Annotated in this window: 13 protein-coding genes; 5 read left to right on the forward strand and 8 right to left on the reverse strand. The window is 69.3% G+C overall.

Annotation, left to right across the window (positions count from 1 at the left end; all coding sequences use genetic code 11):
• Window positions 1-28 precede the first annotated feature (28 nt).
• Window positions 29-655, reverse strand: a complete 627-nt coding sequence (locus LXT21_RS20790; protein WP_254039884.1) for a hypothetical protein — start codon at window positions 653-655, stop codon at window positions 29-31.
• Between the two features lie 148 nt (window positions 656-803).
• On the opposite strand from LXT21_RS20790, the gene LXT21_RS20795 reads away from it, so the two are divergent.
• The 5 genes from LXT21_RS20795 to LXT21_RS20815 all read left to right on the forward strand — a co-directional run bounded on the left by LXT21_RS20795 (window position 804) and on the right by LXT21_RS20815 (window position 12,912).
• A complete protein-coding gene (locus tag LXT21_RS20795) occupies window positions 804-1,484 on the forward strand; it encodes a TetR/AcrR family transcriptional regulator (RefSeq protein WP_254039885.1) in 681 nt (226 codons plus the stop codon).
• 135 nt (window positions 1,485-1,619) lie between these two features.
• Window positions 1,620-2,663 carry a fatty acid desaturase gene (locus tag LXT21_RS20800; RefSeq protein WP_254039886.1) on the forward strand — a complete coding sequence of 348 codons (1,044 nt, stop codon included), beginning with the start codon at window positions 1,620-1,622 and terminating at the stop codon, window positions 2,661-2,663.
• Between the two features lie 13 nt (window positions 2,664-2,676).
• A complete protein-coding gene (locus LXT21_RS20805) occupies window positions 2,677-4,275 on the forward strand; it encodes a phytoene desaturase family protein (RefSeq protein ID WP_254039887.1) in 1,599 nt (532 codons plus the stop codon).
• Window positions 4,272-11,525 carry a type I polyketide synthase gene (locus LXT21_RS20810; protein WP_254039888.1) on the forward strand — a complete coding sequence of 2,418 codons (7,254 nt, stop codon included), beginning with the start codon at window positions 4,272-4,274 and terminating at the stop codon, window positions 11,523-11,525. The genes LXT21_RS20805 and LXT21_RS20810 overlap by 4 nt, the downstream gene beginning before the upstream one ends.
• Window positions 11,488-12,912, forward strand: a complete 1,425-nt coding sequence (locus tag LXT21_RS20815) for a hypothetical protein (protein ID WP_254039889.1) — start codon at window positions 11,488-11,490, stop codon at window positions 12,910-12,912. The genes LXT21_RS20810 and LXT21_RS20815 overlap by 38 nt, the downstream gene beginning before the upstream one ends.
• A 57-nt stretch (window positions 12,913-12,969) precedes the next feature.
• Here LXT21_RS20815 and LXT21_RS20820 read toward each other — a convergent pair whose 3' ends face one another.
• From LXT21_RS20820 to LXT21_RS20850, 7 genes are all read right to left on the reverse strand, one after another.
• Window positions 12,970-14,175, reverse strand: a complete 1,206-nt coding sequence (locus tag LXT21_RS20820) for a DUF1624 domain-containing protein (RefSeq protein ID WP_254039890.1) — start codon at window positions 14,173-14,175, stop codon at window positions 12,970-12,972.
• 296 nt (window positions 14,176-14,471) lie between these two features.
• A complete protein-coding gene (locus tag LXT21_RS20825; protein ID WP_254039891.1) occupies window positions 14,472-15,089 on the reverse strand; it encodes an LURP-one-related/scramblase family protein in 618 nt (205 codons plus the stop codon).
• A gap of 143 nt (window positions 15,090-15,232) precedes the next feature.
• Window positions 15,233-17,395 (reverse strand): Ig-like domain-containing protein, encoded by a 2,163-nt coding sequence (locus LXT21_RS20830; RefSeq protein ID WP_254039892.1) that lies wholly within the window; start codon window positions 17,393-17,395, stop codon window positions 15,233-15,235.
• Window positions 17,396-17,562: 167 nt separating this feature from the next.
• The gene (locus LXT21_RS20835) at window positions 17,563-18,336 is read right to left on the reverse strand and encodes a trypsin-like serine peptidase (protein ID WP_254039893.1); all 774 of its coding nucleotides are present in this window, start codon (window positions 18,334-18,336) and stop codon (window positions 17,563-17,565) included.
• 4 nt (window positions 18,337-18,340) lie between these two features.
• On the reverse strand, window positions 18,341-19,111 hold the full coding sequence (locus LXT21_RS20840; RefSeq protein WP_254039894.1) for a zinc-dependent metalloprotease: 771 nt from the start codon (window positions 19,109-19,111) through the stop codon (window positions 18,341-18,343).
• A 451-nt stretch (window positions 19,112-19,562) separates the two neighbouring features.
• Complete coding sequence (locus tag LXT21_RS20845) at window positions 19,563-19,967, reverse strand: hypothetical protein (RefSeq protein ID WP_254039895.1); 405 nt, start codon at window positions 19,965-19,967, stop codon at window positions 19,563-19,565.
• An 18-nt stretch (window positions 19,968-19,985) separates the two neighbouring features.
• Window positions 19,986-21,362, reverse strand: a complete 1,377-nt coding sequence (locus LXT21_RS20850) for an exonuclease/endonuclease/phosphatase family protein (protein WP_254039896.1) — start codon at window positions 21,360-21,362, stop codon at window positions 19,986-19,988.
• Between the last annotated feature and the right edge of the window lie 118 nt (window positions 21,363-21,480).

The following is a 21,480-nucleotide window of genomic DNA, read 5'->3' on the forward strand; positions in this document are numbered from 1 at the left end:
GTGAACTCAGACCTGGGGGCGGGTGAGGCTACTCCTCCGCCGTGGGTTTGAATTCGTCATTGAGCAGCGTGTCCGGGTCGGTGAACAGCTCATCGGCGCGCTCGTGCAGGATGAGGGTGGTGAGGGCCGGGTTGGTGCCCTCGCTCGCGAAGTCACAGGGCACGTCACGCAAGAGGAACACCTGGTCGGACGCCTTGACGCGCTCGGGGAGCTCCTTGAAGGTGAGGTACGTCTGGGTGGGAAGCTTGATGGGCTCGCTGCGCGTCTCGTAGCGCTCCTCCACCCGCGGCCCATGGTTCTTGATTAGATCATCCGGGCGCCCGTACGCGGCGTTCTTCATGTCGAAGCGCAGGAAGCACTGGTCCTCGCGCGTGGGCAGCAGCAGCCTGGCGAAGCCGTGGGGCATCTCCAGGGTGTAGTGCGTGACGGTGCCCGAGAGGACATCCGTCAGCTTCACCTTGTGCTGGCCCCGGCTGACGTCGAAGACGAGGTGGTCCTGGACGTGGCTCTTCGGCTCGAGGGTGACGTCGTCCACGACCAGCTCCACGGCGCCGTTGCCCACCGTGAGCAGGTGCACCGTCCCGCTGCCGAAGTAGCCGATGGACACCGCCGTGAAGGTGATGACGAGGAACCCGACCGTGATGATGCCGACCAATCTGGACCGACTGATGCGCGCCACGTTGCCCCCAAGCAGGGTCGATGGGTGACCCGGACGGGTGGGGAAGATAGCCCACCCGCACTCCGAGGGGTGGACCGCGAGTGGCACTCCTTGGAATGGTTCGGCTCCAGCTCGAGGAGTCGTGATGCCGCGCAGTCCCTCCCCTTCGCGTCGCAAGCAGCCTCGTCAGCAGCGGGCCCAGGCGACGTGTGACGCCATCCTCACCGCCGCGGCGCGGCTGCTCGTCCGTGACGGCTACGAGGCGACGAGCACCAACCGCATCGCCGAGGAGGCCGGCGTCAGCATCGGCTCGCTCTACCAGTACTATCCGAACAAGGAGGGGCTGGTGCTCGCGGTGTTGGAGCACCACGGCTCGCGCTGGCTGACGGAGTTCGACGCGGGACTCAAAGAGCTCGCGCCGGCCCCGCTGAGCGTCGCGGTGCCCTCCATCATCCACCACATCCTCACGCTCAAGCGGCTGCACCCCCAGCTGGACTCGCTGCGGTATGCGCTCCTGCCGGTGCTGCGCCCGCTGGGGCACGTGGACACCTTCGAGCAGCAGCTGTTCCGGCTGGTGCGCGTGTTCCTGGCGGCGCGGCTGGAGGAAATCCGTCCGCGAGAGCTGGACATGGCGGTCTTCATCATCGTCCACACGCTGGAGGCGCTCTGTCACGCCGCCGGCGTGGACCGGCCCGACTACCTCACGAACGACGCGTTCCCCGAGGAGCTGTGTGTGCTGGTGCTTGGCTATCTGAGCCCGTCACCCGCGCGGCTCGGACACCCGCCGAGGAAGGCCGCGGCGCCTCGACGCAAATATGAGCAGTAGGTCCGAAAAGCACGCTCCCGAGGCCACTTCTCCCTCGGGCGCGCGAATGTGAGCACCCAAGCGAGTTGAGCGGCGGCGCAATCAAAGACATCTTGATGGCACCTCCAGCGCCTGTTCCCAGCCGCTCTCGACTCCATGAATCTCCATCCAGATGACCTGCGGCGCGCGTCCGCGCATGCGAGGCTCGCGCTCGAAGACTTTCCCGCGCTCACCGACGCGCAGCTCGAAGCCATCCGTGGCAGGGCCCGCGACTCCCTGGTGTGGTTCCGCGCGCATCCCGTGCTGCATGACACCGTCAACGTGCTGCTCCTGTTGTCCCTGTTCGCTGCGGACGTCCTGTCGTTGACGGGGTTGCCCTTCGTGTTGCCGTGGTCCCTGTCGACCGTGTGGGGCGTCATCCTCGCGGGCCTGGTCGCAGGCGCGGTGCACGGCTTCCTGGTCTGCGGCATCGTCACGCTCAGCGTCCACGAGGGCGCCGCGCATGACCTCCTCATCGTGGGCAGGGGACGGGTGGGGCGCGTGCTGAGGGGGCTCGCGAACAACGCCTGCCGGCTCTTCCTCGCGGACCCGGAGCACTACGCGGAGGCGCACGCGAGCCACCACCGGAGCCTGGGGACGTCGGAGGACGGCTCCTTCACGCACCACGTCCGGCCGCGCCGACTGCTGGGCAGCCTGCTGCCGCTGGCGCCGATGCTCAGCCACTCGGACTACTTCCCCTGGCGTCCGCAGGAGCACACGCGGAGCCGACGGCTCTCCGTGCTGTTGACCAACGTGTACCTGGTGCTCTGCGCGGCGCTGGCGACGTGGCTGCATGGCTGGCTCTTCACCGGCGTGGCGCTGTTCCTCGTCGGCAGCTGGCTCAGCTTCGTGCTGGACCGACTCCGCGAGAGCACCGAGCACCTGTTCATGCCCCTGGACCGGGTGAACGGGACGCGGGAGCTGGGGCTGGGGTTCTGGGGGCTCTTGCTCGGGGGCGGGCCCTGGGGCCAACCCTGTCACCTGTCCCACCACCTGGCGCCCGCGCTGCCCTGGTATCAGCAGCTGCGGCTGCACTTCTTCCTGCGTCGCGTGTTGACCCCGAAGCAGCGCCGCCACTTCTTCCTGCGCCCCGTCATCGGCCTGCCCGTGTTGCTCTGGCGATTGGCCACCGCGCCTGTTCGCGAGCCCGTTCGGGACTGAGAGGCCCACCGTCATGGCAATCACTTCTCGACGCGTCGACGCGTCCGCCACGGGTGCGTCCTTCGACGTCATCTTCATCGGCTCGGGGATGGGCTCGCTGGGCGCGGCGGCGATCCTGTCCCGCCATGGCCTGAAGGTGCTGGTGCTCGAGCGGCACTCCATCGCCGGGGGGATGACGCACACCTTCCAGCGCAAGGGCTACGAGTGGGACGTCGGCGTGCACTGCCTGGGCAAGCTGCATGACCCGGACGAACCGCTGCGGCGCGTCTTCGACTTCGTCACCGAGGGCGCGCTCGGCTGGGCGCGGATGGACCGCGTCTATGATCGGCTCGTCTTCGCGGACAGGCGCCATGACTACGTCACCGGCGCGGAGGCGTTCGAGGCGGAGCTGTGCGGCGCCTTTCCCGCCGAGCGCAAGGCCATCGCCGCGTATGTGCGCTTGCTGCACGGCGTGAAGCGCGCCTCCCTGCGCTACTTCATCCAGCACGTGCTGCCCCGGTGGATGACGCCGCTCACGCATCCGGTGCTCGGGTGGCCCTTTCGTCGTCACTCGAACCGCACGACGCGGGACGTGTTGTCCTCGCTCACGTCGGACCCGCGCCTGTTGGGCGTGCTCACGGGACAGTGGGGGAACTACGCGCTGCCTCCGGGGGACAGCAGCTTCGCCATGCACGCGCTGGTGGCGGAGAACTACCTGGAGGGCGCCACCTATCCCGTGGGGGGCGCGGGCGCCATCCTCGACCACATCGCGCCGGTCATCACCCGAGCGGGCGGGCAGCTTCGTGTCCGCGCCGAGGTGAGGGAGATCCTCGTGCGGGATGGCCGCGCCCTGGGCGTGCGCCTGTCCGATGGCGAGGAGCTGCATGCCCGGTATGTCATCAGCGGCGCGGGCGCGGCGCAGACGTTGGGCTCGCTGCTCCCGGAGCCCTGGAGACCGCCGGAGGTGACGCGGGCGCTCCAGCGGATCCCCCAGTCCATCGGTCACCTCGGCCTCTACCTGGGGTTGAGAGGTGCGCCCGAGGACGTGGCGCTGCCGGCGACCAACGTCTGGGTCCATGCCGGGTATGACCACGACGCGAACCTGCGCGCCTCCAGGCGCGACGTCTCGGCGCCGCTGCCCGTCGTCTACCTGAGCTCCTCCTCCGCGAGGGACCCCTCGTGGGCCCGACGCCACCCGGGGCGCTCCACGCTCACCGCCCTGTGCCCCGCGCCCTATGACTGGTTCGAGAAGTGGGCGGGCACGCGCTGGCGTCGTCGAGGGGCCGAGTACGACGACCTCAAGGCCCGGCTCTCCGAGCGCCTGCTCTCCGTGGCCCTGGAGCAGTTCCCGCAGCTGAAGGGGCGGGTGGAGTACCAGGAGCTGTCCACGCCGCTCAGCACGGCGCACTTCGCCCATCGGCCGCGCGGCTCCATCTACGGCTTGGAGCACAGCCCGGAGCGCTTCCGACAACCGTGGCTCCGCTCGCGGCTCCCCATCCAGGGTTTGCTCCTGGTGGGCCAGGACGCCGTCTCGGTGGGCGTCGGCGCGTCGCTGATGTCCGGGGTCCTCGCCGCTTCCATCGTCCTGCGTCGCAACGTCCTCGGAGACCTCCTTCGAAAGGAATCCCCATGAAGCCCTCGCTCCGATTGTTCCAGACCCTGTTGCACGGTGCCCTGCGAGGCCGCGTGGGCCCGCTCGAGGAGAGCGTCACCCGATGGCGCGTCCTGCCCTCGGACCTGGACCTCTTCGGCCACATGAACAACAGTCGCTACCTGGCGATGATGGACCTGGGGCGCGTGGACCTGCTCGTGCGCGCGGGCCTGTTGCCCCAGGTGCTGCGACACCGGTGGGTCGTCCCCGTCGGAGAGACGTCGCTCCAGTTCCGCGACTCGCTGCGCCTGTTCGAGTCCTATGAGCTGGGCACGCGACTGGTCTCCTGGGACGAGCAGTGGCTCTACTTCCAGCAGGAGTTCCGACGTCCCTCGGAGCCCGGACGTCCGGTGGTCACCGGCCACGTGCGAGCCGTCTTCCGTGATGCGAACGGCACCGTCCCACCCGCGCAGGTCCTGCGGAGCGTGGCGGGCCACGAGGTCCCCGTTCCCAGCGTGTCCCCGGAGGAGCGGCGAGGTCTCACCCGCGTCGCCTCGGGTCGCGCGGACGTGGCCCCCGCGCGAGAGCCGTTGGCCATCGTCGGCATCGGCTGCCGACTGCCGGGAGGCATCGAGGACGCGGACGGGTTCTGGAAGGTGTTGATGGACGGGCGCGAGTGCATCGTCGACATCCCCGAGGGGCGCTGGGACGCGAAGAAGTTCCACGACGCCTCGGGCCGTGCACCGGGTCGCACCTATGTGCAACGCGCGGGGCTGCTCCAGCAGGACCTGCGTGAGTTCGAGCCCGCCTTCTTTGGCATCACCCCGCGCGAGGCGAACACGTTGGACCCGCAGCAGCGCTTGATGTTGGAGGTCTCCTGGGAGGCGCTCGAGGACGCGGGCCTGCCGCCGAGCACCCTCGCGGGCAGCCGCACGGGCGTCTTCGTCGGCGGCTTCATGATGGACAACCTCATCCTGCACGCGAGCCCGGACAACCGGGAGCGGCTCGACAGCCACTCGGCGACGGCGAGCACGCTGACGATGCTGTCCAACCGGCTGTCGTACTTCTACGACTTGCGAGGCCCCAGCGTGTCGTTGGACACCGCGTGCTCGTCGTCGCTGGTCGCGCTGCACCTGGCCTGCCAGAGCCTGTGGGCAGGCGAGAGCGAGGCGGCGCTCGTCGGAGGTGTCAACGTCCTGCTCCTCCCCGAGACGCAAGTCACGATGTCGAAGGGGAAGTTCCTGTCGCCCCGAGGTCGCTGCCACGCGTTCAGTGACCAGGCCGACGGCTACGTGCGCGCGGAGGGCGCGGCGGTGCTCGTCATCAAGCCGCTGTCGGCGGCGCTGCGTGACGGCAACCCCATCCACTCGCTCATCCTGGGCACGGCGGTGAACCAGGACGGACGGACGCCGGGCATCACCGTGCCCAACGCGGATGCGCAGGTGGCGGTGATGCGAGAGGCCTACGCGAAGGCGGGCGTCGACCCCTCGCGCGTCGCGTACGTGGAGGCCCATGGCACGGGCACGCCGGTGGGAGACCCCATCGAGGCGCGCGCCATCGGCACCGTGGCGGGTGCGGGACGGGCGGACTCGGAGCGCTGCCGCCTGGGTTCGGTGAAGACCAACCTGGGGCACCTGGAGGCCGCGGCGGGCGTGGCCGGGGTGATGAAGGCGGCCCTGGTGTTGGAGCATGGCCTGGTCCCGCCGCATCCGCACCTGGGACGGGTGAACCCGAAGATTCCGCTCGAGAGCCTCGGGCTGCACATCCCCACGCGCCCCGAGGCGTTGCCGCGAGGCTCCGAGCCGCGCTTCGCGGGCGTGAACTCCTTCGGGTACGGAGGCACCAACGCGCACGTCGTCCTGGCCGAGCCGCCGCCTCGCGCGGCCGTGTTGCCGCCCAGGCGTCCGGAGGGGCGCCCGCACCTGCTGGTCCTGGGGGCGAAGTCGAACGAGGCGCTGTCGGCGCTCGCGGAGCGCTACGCCTCCTGGCTGGAGGAGGGGCGCGGGACTCCGGAGCAGCTGTGCCGTGACGCGGCGGTGCACCGCTCGCATCCGCGTCATCGCCTGGCCCTCCGGGGCGCGAACCGGGAGGCCCTGGTCCAGTCGCTGCGAGCCATCGCGCGAGGTGCGCGCGATGTGCCCGGGTTGGACTTCGTCGCGGAGCCCGCCGAGGCGCGGCGCAAGGTGCTCTTCGTCTACACGGGCATGGGCCCGCAGTGGTGGGCGATGGGGCGACAGCTCCTGTCCACCGAGCGCGTCTTCCGTGAAGCCGTCGAGGAGTGTGACGGCCTCTTCCGCGAGCTGGCCGGGTGGTCCATCGCGGAGGAGTTGAAGCGGGACGCGTCGTCCTCACGCATCACCCGCACGGAGGTGGCGCAGCCGGCCAATGCCGTGTTGCAGGTGGCGCTCACGCGCCTGTGGGCGTCGTGGGGCGTCGTGCCCGACGGAGTGGTGGGACACAGCATCGGCGAGGTCGGCGCCGCGTGGGCCTCGGGTGCATTGGATGCGCGGGATGCGCTGCTGACCGCCTTCCATCGCAGCCGGCTGCAACAGCGGGTGGCGGGACAGGGGGCCATGCTGGCCGTCGGGCTGGGGCCGGATGAGGCGCTCGAATGGGTCCAGCGTCATGGGCCGGGTATCGCCGTCGCCGCCATCAACAGCGCGCGCTCGGTGACGCTCGCGGGGGCGCGGGCTCCGTTGGAGCGCGTGGCGGCGGAGCTGGCCTCCGCTCATCGCTTCCAGCGCTTCCTCCAGGTGGAGGTGCCGTATCACAGCCCCCTGATGGACCCGCTGCGGGGCGAGTTGTTGGACGCGCTGGCCGTGCTGCGTCCCAACGCGCCGCGCCTGCCCATCTACTCGACGGTGTCCGGGCGGCGCATGGCGGAGGCCGAGCGCCACGACGCGACGTATTGGTGGAACAACGTCCGAGGCTCGGTGCGCTTCGCGGACGCGCTGCGTGCCGCCGTGGACGATGGGCATGGGATGTTCATCGAAGTGGGGCCGCACCCGGTGTTGGCCTCGTCCATCCGGGACGTGTTGAGCACGGCGGGCGTGAAGGGCGAGGTGCTCGCGTCGCTCGTGCGTGAGGCGCCCGAACAGGAGACGATGTCGTCGGCGCTCGGGAGGCTCCATGTCCTGGGGGTGGACGTGGCCTGGCGTGGCTACTTCGGCCCCGGGGCGTACGTCGGTGCGCCTCGGATGCCGTGGCAGCGCAAGGTCTACTGGGAGGAGAGCGTGCGCTCCGCGAGTCGACGCCGTGCCTTCGGCGGACACCCGCTGCTGGTGGACTCCGAGCCGGGACTGTCGCCTGCGTGGACGGCGGAGCTGAGCCTCGCCTCGGTGCCCTATCTCGCGGACCATCACGCGGCGGGGAGCCTGCTCTTCCCAGGCGCGGGTCATGTGGAGCTGGCGCTGGCGGCTCGGCATGCGCTCACGGGCGATGCGCGTTGCCGCATCGAGGAGCTGGAGTTGAGCACCGCGGTGGTGCTCAGTCCCGAGACGAGCCCGCGCCTGCGGCTGGGGTTCTCCGCGGAGACGTCCCGCTTCGTCGTTCAACGCCAGGAGGAGGGACAGCAGCCCGTGGTCTGCGCACGCGGGAGGCTGGTGTCGTCGGGACGGGGGGCGCGCGTCGTGGACGTGGCGGCGCATCGTGCGCGGCTGCCGGAGTCGACGACGCCAGAGGCGCTCTATGCGTCACTCGCGCGTGGAGGTCTGCGGTATGGCCCCTCGTTCCGGGTGGTGAGCGCGCTGCAGCGGGCTCCGGGGGAGGTGTTCGCGCGGCTCGACCTGCCGGCTGGGGTGGACGCGCGGGGATATCACCTGCATCCCGTGCTCCTCGACGGTGCGTTCCACAGCCTCATCGCCGCGGCGATGGAGGACGCGGACCACGACATCGTGCCCACGGGAATCGACTGCCTCGAGGTGCTGGCGCCTCCGGGACGAACGCTCCTGTCACATGGACGGCTCCGCTCGGTGGGGGAGGGGACGTTGCGTGGGGACATCACGTTGCTGAGCGAGGACGGCGTCGTCGTGGCCGAGGTCACGGGCTTCACCTGCCGCTTGCTGCCGAGGAGCCGCTCGGATGACGCGGCGCTGCTGGAGCGCTCCGTGTACTCGCGACGCTGGGAGCGGTTCGAGCCCTCGGAGCCGGCGGAGCGCGAGGAGGTGACGTGGGTGGTGATGGGCGACTCGGTGCCCCCGTCGAGCACGACGAAGTGGCACCCTGTCGCCGACGCCACCGCGCTGGAGGCGACGCTGGCGGGCCTGCCCGAGAACGCGAAGGTCCGGCTCGTGGACCTGCGCTGGCTCGAGGCCGCTCCCGAGCGCGAGGAGCCTGTCGCGCGAGGCGTGGACGCGGCCGATGCGCTGCTCCGGTGCATTCAATCCCTGCGTCCAGGGCGCATCGACCGCTACTACGTGGTCACCACTCGCGCTGAGTCCGTCGAGTCGACGCCTGAGGTCACCCCTGCTGCGGGCTGGAGTCGCACTGGCCGACCCGAGCACCTTTCCAACGGACATCTCCTCACCCCGCGCGCCGGGTCTGACGGGCCGCTGCCTGGCGCCGCCCGTACATCGGGACGGAGTCACGCTGGCCGAGCCGATATCCTCACCCCGCGGACCGCGTCTGCCGAGCGTCTGTCCCGCGCCGCTCATGCGGCGGGTGGGGTTCATGCCGGGTCCGCGGAGCCTCTACCAGCCACCGCTCATGCCTCTGTTCGAGCCCCCACGGGCTGGCCCGAAAACACCTCCGATGGGCGCGTCCTCGCGGACTCCGCGCGTGAGGTGCTCCGGCCTGAAGTGGCGCCCGCGCCCGCACGTGATGACGTCGGTACGCCGGGGGGCCTTACGAGTGAGCTTGTGACGCATCGCGAGCTGCCTTCAATCTCCCTCGCGCCGCTGCTGGGGCTCGCGCGGACCGCGATGACGGAGCGGCCAGACCTCCGACTCACCGTGGTGGACCTGGACGCCGAACCGTCGAGCCTCGAGGCATTGCTGCTGCGCCTGAGCGGGCTCGGCGTGGAGCAGGAGGTCGCGGAGCGCGAGGGCCTGTTCCACGCGGTGCGGCTCGTGCGCGACACCCTCACATCCTCTGCGTCGCTCACGGAAACACCGCCGCTGGAGCCTGTCCCGGAGGGCATGGGGTACGAGCTGGTCCTCGGCAAGGAGGGGCAGCTCGACACCCTGGGCTTCGTGGCGAAGGCGCGGCGAGTCCCCGGCCCCGGCGAGGTCGAGCTCGAGGTGGAGTCCACGGCGCTGGGCTTCAAGGACGTGATGAAGGCCCTGGGCCTGCTGTCCTCGCGCGTGACGCAGGACACCTATATCGGCGAAGCCATCGGCATGGAGGGCGCTGGGCGCATCAGCGCGGTGGGCGAGGGTGTGACGGGCTTCGCGGTGGGTGACCGGGTCTACGGCGTGGCTCCGGGCTTCATCGCGTCCCACGTGGTGCTGCCCGCGGGGAACGTGGTGAAGCTCCCCGCGCACCTGTCCTTCGAGCAGGGCGCAAACCTCATCGTCTTCCTGACCGTCTACCACGCGCTCATGCGAGTGGCCCGGCTGCGTCGGGGCGAGCGCATCCTCATCCACGGCGCGACGGGAGGCGTGGGGCTCGCGGCCATCGAGGTGGCCCGCTGGTGCGGCGCGGACATCATCGCGACGGCGGGGAGCGAGGAGAAGCGCCAGTACCTCCGGGAGCAAGGACTCACCCAGGTGAGCCACTCCCGCGACACCCGCTTCGCGGAGGACGTCCGGGCCTGGACGGACGGGCGCGGTGTCGACGTGGTGCTGAGCTTCTCGCCGGGGGAGGTCGTGTCTCGCAGCGTGGAGTGCCTCGCGCCCTTCGGCCGGTTCATCGAATTGGGCAAGGCCAGCTTCGAGCAGGATGAGCTGCTGCGGCTGCGCCCGTTCAACGAGAACCTCACGTACGCGGCCGTGGACTTCGACCGGCTCCTGCGAAGCCGCCCCGACGAGGTGCGCGAGCTGTACCAGGAGGTGATGGCCCGCTTCGAGGACGGCGGCTTCCGCCCCTTGCCCTCCCGCTCCTGGCCCGCGAGCCAGACGGAGGACGCGTTCCGGACCCTGGCGCGAGGTCAGCACATCGGCAAGGTGTGCATCTGCATGAAGGACGCCGCGGTGAGAGTCCGTCCGTCCGAGCGACGCACGCGGCTGTCCCCGGAGGCCAGCTACCTGGTGACGGGAGGACTCGGTGGCTTCGGTCTGGAGGTGGCGCGGTGGCTCGTGGAGCAAGGGGCTCGACACCTGGTGCTGGTGAGCCGCCGTGGCGCCGGCTCCGAGGAGGCACGTGATGCGCTCGAGGCTCTTCGCGCTCGCGGCGTCAGCGTCCTCGCCCTCTCCGCCGACGTGGCCCGGTATGCGGACCTGGAGCGGGCGTTCACCCGGATGCGCGCCGAGCTTCCTCCGCTCCGAGGCGTCTTCCATTGCGCCGTCACCCTGGACGACAAGCCCCTGGCGCGACTGGACCGTGCCTCCCTGGAGCGCGTCATGGCCGCCAAGGCGCAGGGGGCGTGGAACCTCCATCTGCTGACACGTGACCTGTCGCTCGACCACCTGGTGCTCTTCTCGTCCATCTCGTCGCTCATCGGCAACGCGGGACAGGGGAGCTACGTCGCCGCGAACGCCTTCCTCGACCAACTGGCGGTGTACCGGCGCAAGCAGGGCTGGGTGGCGACCACCCTCCAGTGGGGCGCGCTGGGAGAGGCCGGGCTCGTCGCGCGAAACGCCAGCGTGGCGCAGCACCTCGAGCATCTGGGCCTGCGCGGCCTGTCCACCCGCGCCGCGCTCCAGGGCCTCGGTCAGGTCCTCGACGCGCAGCCCGTGCAACGCGCCATCGCCGACGTGGACTGGGGCCGCTGGGGCGACGCGCTCGTGCCGTGGAGCGGCGCGCGCCGCCTCTCCAGACTCCTGGGGACACAGGCCGATTCCCCGGGCCCCACGCAGGCCGGTGCATCGAGGCCCCAGGGCCTCGACGCCATCACCCAGTCCCTGGCGCGAATCGTGGCGCGGGTCATGCGCACACAGGAAGGCGCCCTGAGCACCACCCAGCCGCTGCGGGAGCTGGGCATGGATTCCATCATGGCCTTGGAAATCGTGACGGCCGTCGAGCGCGAGCAGGGGAGGAAGCTGTCCACCGTGGAGGTGGTGAGCGGGCCCTCCGTGCGCGAGCTGGCCACGCGAATGCTCGGTCCGACGGAACGGGACGTGCTCTATGCTTCCAGGCAGGAGGCTGAACCGACCGCCCATGCCGAAGTACACCGTGAACCTGTCCGACGTGCCTGAAGGTCATGAGCTGCCCCCGCTGCTCCAGAAGGTGGGCGAGTGGGTCGGCAAGCAAGACCATGGAACCCTGGGTTGGTTCGATGGGCTGGTGGCCGAGGCCGTTCCGAAGGAGTGGAGTCCGGAGAAGGCGGACCGTCTTCGCGCCGCCGCCTTCTCCTTCCTGAGCCTCGCGGATGGCTCGCTGCTGCTGTTGGTGAAGCCCGGTGGGAAGGCGCCGCCCGCCGTGGCGCTGCTCGGCTCCGAGGGCGAGACGCAGACCGTCGCCAACAGCCTGGAGGAGTTCCTCGCCCTATGGTCGAAGGGCGAGACGGAGGTCCACGACCTCGACGACGAGGAGGCCGGGGACGGGCGCGAGGCGCTGGCCGCCTGGTTGAAGAAGAACAAGATCAAGGCGCCCAAGACGGAGGACTTCGACTTCTCCGCCTGGCTCGACGGTGACGCGAAGCCCGCGGCCCCGCGACCGTCGGCCGCCGCGCCCGCGTTCACGCCCACCGACATCATGGCGAAGTTGAGCCCCAAGACGCGGCAGGTGGCGTCGGTGCTCGGGCGTCGCGCGGATGCGCCGGAGGTCATCGCCTACGTGACGGAGGTGCTGGGCAAGAAGCTGCCGGCCTCCACGAGCGAGAACAACGACTCGGTCAACATCTCCGCGCCCAAGAAGGGCGTCGAGCTGGTCCTGTCGCACGAAATCCTCCACGACGCCTTCCCGCCGATTCCGAAGACGGCCAAGACGTTCATCCCCTATGTCTCCACCGCGTGGGTGCGGGCGGCCGTGGGTGAGGACGTGCTGGGCGTGCCGTGGAAGCCGAAGTCGGAGGCCGAGGTCACGAAGGTGCTGGGGCCGCCCACCGGCCGCAAGGCTGCCTTCGCGAACGAGGACGAGCTCACCGTCGCCTACTGGCTCTACTCCCTCGACACCGAGGGGCTCCTGGAGCTGGAGCTCGAGTTCGATGAGCTGGTCACCGTCACCCTGACGGCGAAGGGCTCGGGTGACCTCGCGCGGTATCCGGATGTCACCACGGGGCTCTTCGTCGGCTACGCGGTGACGCGGGGGCTGCTGGACACTTCGCGGTTCCCCGCGCACCAGGGGCTGCTGGCGAAGATTGCCCGGCGGGAGGCCCAGGGCTCGGAGCTGGTCAAGCAGGCGATGCCTCGTGGCCTGTGGACCAGCCACCTCCGGGACGAGGAGGCCCTCCAGACGCTGCTGTGGCGCTGGTTCCACAACATGAACGACCTGTGGATCAAGAAGGACCTCATCAAGGTCTTCGGCAAGCGCTCCACGGAGAGTGGCCACGACGCGCCGAAGCTGACCGACGACACCTGGGACGCCGTCGACAAGGCGGCGCCCACGCTCGACAAGCGCTTCGCCGCGTTCATCAAGAAGTAGCCTGGGCGTGCACCCGCGTCCCTCCAGGTCCAGCCTGGAGGGGCCGTGCCCCAGGCCTCAGAGGTAGCTCATCCAGGGACTGCGTGAGCGCGCCTTGACTCGTGCGAAGGCACGGCAGGCGAACCACATGGGCACGGTGGTCACCAGCGCCAGCAACCAGAGCGAGCCGACGTTCGGGAGGCTGAACAGCGTCCCCTGGTTGGGACCGAAGGCTCCGAGCGCGAGCCGGTTCAGCGCGTTGAGCAGGTAGAGGTGGACGACGTAGAAGAACAGCGGCGCCGCGCCGAACACCGCCAGCGTCGTGCTCACCCCCTCCGGTGCCAGGTCCAGCAGCGCCAGCAACGCCGCGCCCACGCCCAGGGTCAGCAGCAGGAAGTCGAGCGACGGTGGGTACTTGGTCAGGTTGAGGAACGACATCACCGTCTCCACCGGCGTCGCGCCGACGGACCACGGCGGCGGCTCGCCGTAGACATTCACCCACCGCAGCACGATGAAGAGGGCGAGCGCGCCCGCGGACGCCAGGAGCAGCCACCGACGCCGCGTCGTCGCCTGGACCTGGGACGAGAACCACGGCCCCACCGCGTAGCCCAGCGCGATGACGCCCATCCACGGCAGCACGGGATAGGACGTCCTGAGCCGCGCGCCCCAAGGCAGGTCGATGAAGCCCCGGTCGTGCAGCAGCGCCCACAAGGCGCGCCCCGGCTCGCCCACCTCGAAGTGGATGGGGTCCAGCAGGTTGTGGCCGAAAATCACGAGCAGCGCGAAGCCCAGCAGCGCGGGCCGGGGCAGGTGGAGCAGGGCGGACAGCGCCACCATCGACAGGCCAATCGCTCCGATGACCTGGAAGTAGAACGTCGGCGGGAGCAACTGGAAGGTCCACGCGAAGCTGATGACGGTGAACTCCAGCACGAGCAGGAACAGGCCCCGCTTGAACAAGAAGCCGGACGCGGCGCGACGACCTCCGTGCCGCTGACCGTAGAGCCAGGCCGCCACGCCCGTGAGGATGACGAAGACGGGCGCGCACAGGTGCGCGGCCAGCCGGGTGAAGAACAGCCCGGTCGGCGTGGTCGCCAGCACCACCGGGTCGCTGACCTGCGCGTGGAGATAGAAGCTCTCGCGCACGTGGTCCACCAGCATCAGCGCCATCACCAGTCCCCGCAAGGCGTCGATGCCGATGATTCTCCGGCCCTTCGTCACCGCGGCGCTCGTCACCGAGGGCTCGACGGAGGGCAGGGCGGTGGACGTCGTGGCGGGTGCTGTCATCGCGTTCACTCGAGCGGGAAGGCCGCGCCTCCGAGCGATACGGCGGACGGCTGCTTCCCTGTCGGGGTGGGGTGGGCGCTCGGGGCCCGTCGATAACAGCCGGCGCGGCGCCTCACCGCCCCAAACCGGCGGGAGGCCTCCCGGGGCCGCCATGTGTCCCGGGAATACCCGTTCCAGGGTTACAGCTGAATCATGATGGCGATAAGGCGTCGTTGCCGTGGGTGGCTCGACTGCCCGTGCCCGCGCCGCGCGAACGAGGGGCCCGGTGAGCGCTCCCGGACCCCTCGGGGCTGGGGCTACTGCTGGCGGCCCTCGATGGCGCACATGAGCACCGCCGCCGCGATGCCGAGCCGGCGGTCCAGGCGGCCCTGGAGGTCCATGCCGAAGTCCAGGTCGATCTTCTGGATGAAGGGATTGAAGCGCTGCTTGAAGGCGAGCACCTGCGTGCCGCCCACCGTGCCCGTGAAGGTCTGGGGGAGCAGGTTGGTGAGGAAGCGGCGCACCAGCGCCAGCATCATGCTGTCCTCTTCAATCTTGCCGATCTCCTGGTCGTTCGTGTCCAGCACCAGCCACTCGTCGCGGAGGATGGAGCGCAGGCCCTTGCGGCGCAGCGCGCCCACGCGCTGGCCCGTGGACGCGTCCGTCACGTCGTACGTCATCCCGAAGTCGAGGATGCCGCGCGCCTTGATGCTGAGCAGCTCCTCGCGCATCTCCTCGTCGCCGTAGATGCGCAGGTCCTCCTTCAGCTTGAAGGCCTTCATCTTGGAATAGAACGCGAGGTTGCCCGCGGCGTCGTAGATGTGGAACGCGCCGCCGAACAGTTTGAAGAACTGCCGGCGAATCATGTAGGACGACTGGCCGAAGCGGCCGGGAGCCAGGTGGCTGGCGGGGCGGTTTTGGAGGGCGGTAGACATGCCCACCCCCTTAGCAAAGTTCGCCCGTCCGCCGCACGCCGGCCTGCTCGGGATGTCGCCCGGTAAGCCCGGGATGCGGGCAATCACGGTCCCCAAGCTCCCAGGAGCCCTCGACCCTGCTCCCGGGAGCGACAGGCCTTTGGTCAGCGCAGCACGGTCAACGCGACGCGGTCCGCGTTGATGACGAAGCCGGAGGAGGCCGTGTTCTTCCGGCCGGACACGGTGACGGTGAGGGTGTGGTTGCCCGCGGTCAGCACGGGGCCGGTCCACAGGAGCTTCTGCTCCTGGCGGGAGGCGGCGTAGAAGTCCACGTCCACGGGCGTGCCATTGTCGAGGGAGACGGTGGCGATGCCGTGGTGGGACGCGGCCGAGCCGTACAGCTTGGCCTGGGTGCCGTTGAAGCGCACCGTGTACGAGGCCCCCGTGGCCGACGCGTAGTGGTCATCCTCCAGGTACTTGCCGGTGCCGGTGCCCGCCTGCCACGTGCCCGTGTACTGGAACTGCTCCAGGCCCGTGCCCTCCACCGCGTCGTTCACCTGCACCTCGACGAGCTGCTGGCCCACCACGGTGACGGCGACGCTCGCGCTGGTGCCCACGTTGCCGGCGGTGTCCACCGCCCGGGCCACCAGCGAGTGCGCTCCCGCCGTGGCGCTCCAGGTGAAGGCGTAGGGCGAGGACGGGTCCTCGGCCAGCTTCACGCCGTCCACCCACAGCTCCACCCGGGCCACGCCGCCCGCGTCGCTCGCCGCCACGTCCACCGTCACGTTGCCCACCGGCAGCGTCCCCGCGGACGGCTGGGTGATGCTCACGGTGGGCGGCGTGGTGTCGCCCTGCGCCGTCGTCACGTCCACGCGGTCCGCGTTGATGACGAAGCCGGAGGAGGCCGTGTTCTTCCGTCCGGACACGGTGACGGTGAGGGTGTGGTTGCCCGCGCTCAGCACGGCGCTGGTCCACAGGAGCTTCTGGTCCTGGCGGGTGGCGGCGTAGAAGTCCACGTCCACGGGCGCGCCGCTGTCGACGGAGACGGTGGCGATGCCGTGGTGGGACGCGGCCGAGCCGTACAGCTTCGCCTGGGTGCCGCTGAAGCGCACGACGAACGAGGCGTTGGTGGTGTTGGAGAAGTGGTCGTCCTGCTGGAACTTGCCGGTGCCGGTGCCGGCCTCCCACGTGCCCAGGTACTCGAACTGACCGAGCCCGCTCCCCGTGGTGGCGTCATTGAGCTGCACGGTGCCGCCCGGGGGCGGCTCGGTGGGGACCTCCGGCAGGGGGAAGTCCTTGATCATCGGCACCAGGGGGTCATTGGGGCCGAAGGTGTGCTCGCATGCCGTGGAGTTGTTGGACTGGGCGTTCCAGATGAGGACGACCGACGCGCCGCCGGCCAGGTACTGCTGGAACTTCGCCCGCATGGCGTCGCGGCGCGTGTTGCGATTGGTGCGGCAGTTGCTGTCCGCGGCGTTGATGCCCGTCTCGCCGATGATGAGCGGCTTGTTCAGCGCGTTCATCGCCCGCACGGAGGGCGCGAAGTGCGGCGAGACGATGGTGTTGCCGTTGTTGTAGTCGTAGTCGTACTCGTGGAGGCTGCCCACGTCGATGTTGGGCAGGTCATGCAGCGACTGGAAGCCCGCCTCGCCGCCGTAGGCCCAGGGCGCCCAGGAGCCCGAGCTGACCAGGTGGTTGGGGTCGATGTTCTTGATGGTGGTGCTGGCGACGTTGAAGAAGGCCTTGATGGTGGCGGTGTCCGCGTCGCCCGGCTCGTTGATGAGCTCCCACATGCCGATGGACGCGGAGTCCTTGAAGCGCGTGACGAGCTGCCGGACCCAGGGGAGGTAGTTCGCCTGGTAGCCGGTGGAGTACCAGGAGGGCTGCTTGCCGCTGCCGTCGGAGCCGTTGTAGCCGTCCCACTCGCCGCAGTAGCTGCGCCCGTCGGCGAGCGTGAGGATGAGCTTCTGGTTGTACTTCTCGGCGGCGAGCACCACCTTCTCGATGCGCGCCAGCCCGAAGGGCCTGAAGGCCCATGTCCGGGTGAGGCTGTTGGGGCGCAGCGTGGCGAAGAAGGTGTCCAGCTGGGCGTCGGTGGGCGCCGCGCCACACCCCGTCAGCGGGAACGAGTTCACCCCCACCATCTGATAGGGCGCGCCGTTGAGGTAGAGCTGCTTGCCCTGACGGTAGAGGAAGTTGGCGGGTGCCAGGGATTGGACTTCGGACGCGGGGGCATCCGTCTGCGGCGCCGGTGCCGGACCGCACCCGGCCAGCACCGACAAGGACATGACGACGAGGAGGTCGCGGAGTCGAGGGGGGATTCGCATGGAGTGCTCTCGGGTGACTGGACTGGGATTGCACCCGTGAGACTCGCATGCGGGCTCAATGACAAGCCAATGTCACGGATTGGTGACTCCGGACGCGCGCGATTACTTCTGCAATGCGGTAATTACAGCGTCACGATGGTTGTTTGCCTTCGGTGTCGTGAAGGGCTTCAGCGCTCGGCGATGTCGCTGGCCTGGAGGTACTCGGAGGCCTCGACGATGGAGCTCGCCGTCCAGCCCCGGTTGGCGCCGCGCCCCGACGCTTCACAGTCGCCGTCGGTGTGGATGCCCAGCACGTAACCCTGCTCGTTGAGCACCGCGGCCCCGGAGCTGCCCACCAGGGTGTCCAGGTCCGTGTAGTAGACGAGCTGGTTGCACGAGTCGGCGAAGCGCCCCTCGGCGATGACCTTGGGGGAGCCGCGCGGATGCTGGATGACGGCCAGCCGCTCGGTGGCCAGCGTCGTCAGCGGGACGGGCGCGGCGGTGGGGAGCGTGTCGAGCAGGATGAGGGCGTAGTCCGGCGCGGCCGATTGCTCGATGACCGTGCCCTCCGTCATCAAGGGGTCGCCGTCGGGATCGGTCTCGAAGTTGAACACCACGAAGGAGCGGTCCCCGAGCCCGACACAGTGGCCCGCGGTGAGCACCACCGGCCCCGCGCTCGCGGCAATCAGCGTGCCGGTGCAGCTGCCGTTGATGAGGACGACGGCGTCCTCGCGCTCCTGGATGCTCGGGAGCGGGCCCTGGTAGCGATTGATGGGCGTGAAGTCGAGCGACGGACCACACTGCGTGAAGGCGGTGACGCCCGCAACCGGCGGCGGCTCCTCGCAGACCTTCAATTCATAGGGTGCGGGCACCGGGCTCCCACAGGCCGAGAGGCCCAGGAACACGGTGCCCGCGAGGCGCGAACCCCAGGGTTTCAGGATGGAACCGAGGGGTCGCGTCATGTGCTTAGTACAGCGTGGTCAGCGCCGTGCGGTCGCTGCTCGTGAAGTTACCCGTCTCCGTCGAGCGGAAGCAGGAGTTCATGATGGAGCCGCCCACCGTGGCCGTGCCGGACGTGCCGGGGATGAGGATGGCGCCGACGCCCGCCGTGCCCTCGTTACCACCGGAGCCGCAGCTGATGGCGCGGTTGTAGTAGTCGGAGTGACGGAAGCCGACCGCGTGGCCGAGCTCGTGCGTGATGACGTGCTCGTTGACGCCCGCGCTGTAGCTCTGCAGGCCCGTGCCGATGTTGATGGTGCCGTACGGGCGGCCGCCGGTGGGGAAGCCCGCCGAGCCACCCGCGCCCGACATCGTCGTCGCGGTGATGTTCGCGCTGCAGCCCGTCGTCGGGCCCACGGCCATCGTGAAGCTCAGGCCGAGCGCGTTGTAGTTCGCGACGGCGGCCGTCAGGCCCGCCTTCAGCCGGGAGTAGCTGTTGAAGGCGGTGGTGGGGTTGATGCAGATCTTCGTGATGTTGCTGGCGACCAGGTTGGTCGTACGATACTGCTCCGGGCTCTGCACGGGCAGGAGCATCTCACGCGAGGCCTCGAGCGTCACGTGGGCGTCGCGGCCGACGTACACCGCGCCATCGACCTCCATGATGTCGTCCGCCGGGAAGCCGGCCTCGACCAGGTTGGCCTTGATCTCCTCATTCTCGATCTGCGCGTCGCTGGTCTCGGTACCACAAGCCGCGAGCACGCCACAGCTCACCACGAGGACTGCCGCTCTCTTGAACATGATGCTTTTCCTCTGATGATTCGGGGGGACGCGCCGCCGCCTGACCTTCCCATCAGCCGCGGACGACGCGGTCGGTCCCTGAGCAACTCGCGGGCCACTCGGCCGACAAGAGAGGAGAAGCTCTCAATCCGTGATTAACCTGGAGTGTCCGCGCTCCAGGTTGCGGGCGCCCGGGTGTAAAGAGGCGTGACACGGATGAGGTTAAAGCACCGTCTTGGCAGCGCTTTTTGATTTCACAGAGGGCCGCCCGGTTTTCGGACAGTGGTGTCTATGAATCAGTCATCCGCCCTGGGGTCTCAGAAACCCGCGAAGACATGGGGTGTCACAGACCCCTGGCGCGCTGCACCGCTGGGCGAAAACTGCTGTCTTCATGCATCCAAGTCGACCTGACGCTCCGTGTCGACCGCGTCAGCGAGGCTGCGCAACCCCGCGCGCGGTCGACGGCGCCGCGTCACTCGTACCAGGTGGGCACGAGCGCGCGCACCTGGGGCAGCGCGGCGACGCGGCACAGCCTCTCCCACGCGGCGGGCCTGAGCGCGCCGTGCCGGGCCTCGCAGTCCTGCTCCTCCAAAGGCAGCACCACCAGGACCTCCGAGGCCGTGTCGCACGCGGCGCGGCCTCGCGAGGACAGGGCGCGCGCGCCGGGGGCCAGCGCCTGGACGCGGGCGAGGAGCTCGGCGTCACCCGCGGGAAGACACAGCTCCACCGCGCCGTCGTTGCGACAGCCGTCCTCGCGGGTGAAGGCGAGCTTCGCGGTGGGGCAGGACTCCTTCGCGGTGGCCTCCGCGTCGGCGTGCGGGGTGGCGCACGCCGACAGGCCGGTGAGCAGCAGCACGGCGGGAGTGAGGCGAAGCATGGGGGCGCTCCTGTCGCTTCAGCGGAAGGACTTCACGTAGTTCGCCATGATGGCGGGGTGGTCCGAGTAGAAGTTGTCGTTCAGTGTCCGCGACAAGGAGCGGGTGTCCTCCCCCAGGAGGTTGATGGACTCGGTGTCCACCTGCGCCTGGTTGACGATGATGCCTCCCATGTAGTTGTTCTTCGCGTTGGTGTTGGAATGGGAGACGGTATACGTGGCGTGGATGTTGTCGTCGGAGCCCTTCTGGAAGGAGAACTTGTTCGGGAAGAAGCCTCCGCCCAGCTCGAACGAGTCCATGTTCAGGTCGCCCAGCAGCACGTCGATGTCGTTGTCGTGGGCGAACCCGGCCACCTCCTCCAGCGCCTTGTGCTTCTTCTCCTCCTTCGTGTGGCCGGTGTAGCCCGCGTCCAGGTGCACGCCCGCGACCTCGAAGTACACGCGGTACTCGGGGACGATCTTCTGCACGCAGAGCCACTTCTCGGGGTGGTTGACGCCCTGGCGGATGAGGCCTCGGGCCTCGTACAGGACTTGTGAGGAGAACATCTCGTCGCGCAGGACGTACGCGGAGATTTCGTTCTTGGGGTCCACGTTCGGGTCCATCAGCGTGCGGATGCTGCCAATCCGCCGGTAGGTCAGCTCCGGGCACGGGCGCAGCTCGTCCGGGAAGGGCGCGCCCTTGAGCTCCTCCGACAGGAAGATGACCTCGGGCACCAGCTTCGTGAGCTGCTGGTGCAAATCGTAGGGCCGCCTGGCGTGGAGCCGCTTCCACTCCAGCACGTGGGTGGCCTCCTGGATGTGCTTGAGGACGATGGCGTCGTAGTGGGCGAGCACGTCCTCCTCCTCCAGGAACCCCGACTTCTTCTCGAAGGGCGTGTGGTGCGGGTACGGCTTGGTGTTGAACGCGGCGAGCGGCTGGAAGCCGCCCACGTTCTGCAGCGGCGCGAAGTTGAAGCCGCCCGTGGGGACGAGGTTCCCCTGGAAGGTGCCCTGCTTCGAGTTGTCCTTGTAGAACTTCTTGCCCGCGTCGAAGGGGATGAACAGCGTCATGCACTGCAGCGTCATCACGCTGGGCGCGGGGATGCTCGCCGTGTCATCCAAGGTCATCATCCGCGACGGGGGCGGCGAGGACTCGCGCACCGGGTCCAGCAGGGCGCTCAGTGAGCTGCCCGACGCCGTCCGACGAAGCCGGACCTGGTCGATGCGGGACTGCTTCATCGACTTGAAGGTCTTCCGGATGCGCGCGTCGTGGGGCGACTTCTTCAGCTCCGCGTACGTGGGCTTCTTGCGGAGGGGGTGGGGCTTGGAGACGTGCGTCTGACAGCTCTTGCAGAGCGTCTTGCTCTCGAACTGGAAGACGAAGACCTTGCGGTGACACCTGCGGCATTGAATCAACATCGGGGCTCGCGTTCGGGCTGGACGAGGGGGGCAGCCGTACGGGGGCACCAGTGCAGCCGGTGTGCCTGGAACCACCGCATCCTTCTTCCTGGGAGAAGCAGGAAGTCGCCCGGCGTCG

The sequence above is a fragment of the Myxococcus guangdongensis genome (assembly GCF_024198255.1).
Classification (GTDB): Bacteria; Myxococcota; Myxococcia; order Myxococcales; family Myxococcaceae; genus Myxococcus; species Myxococcus guangdongensis.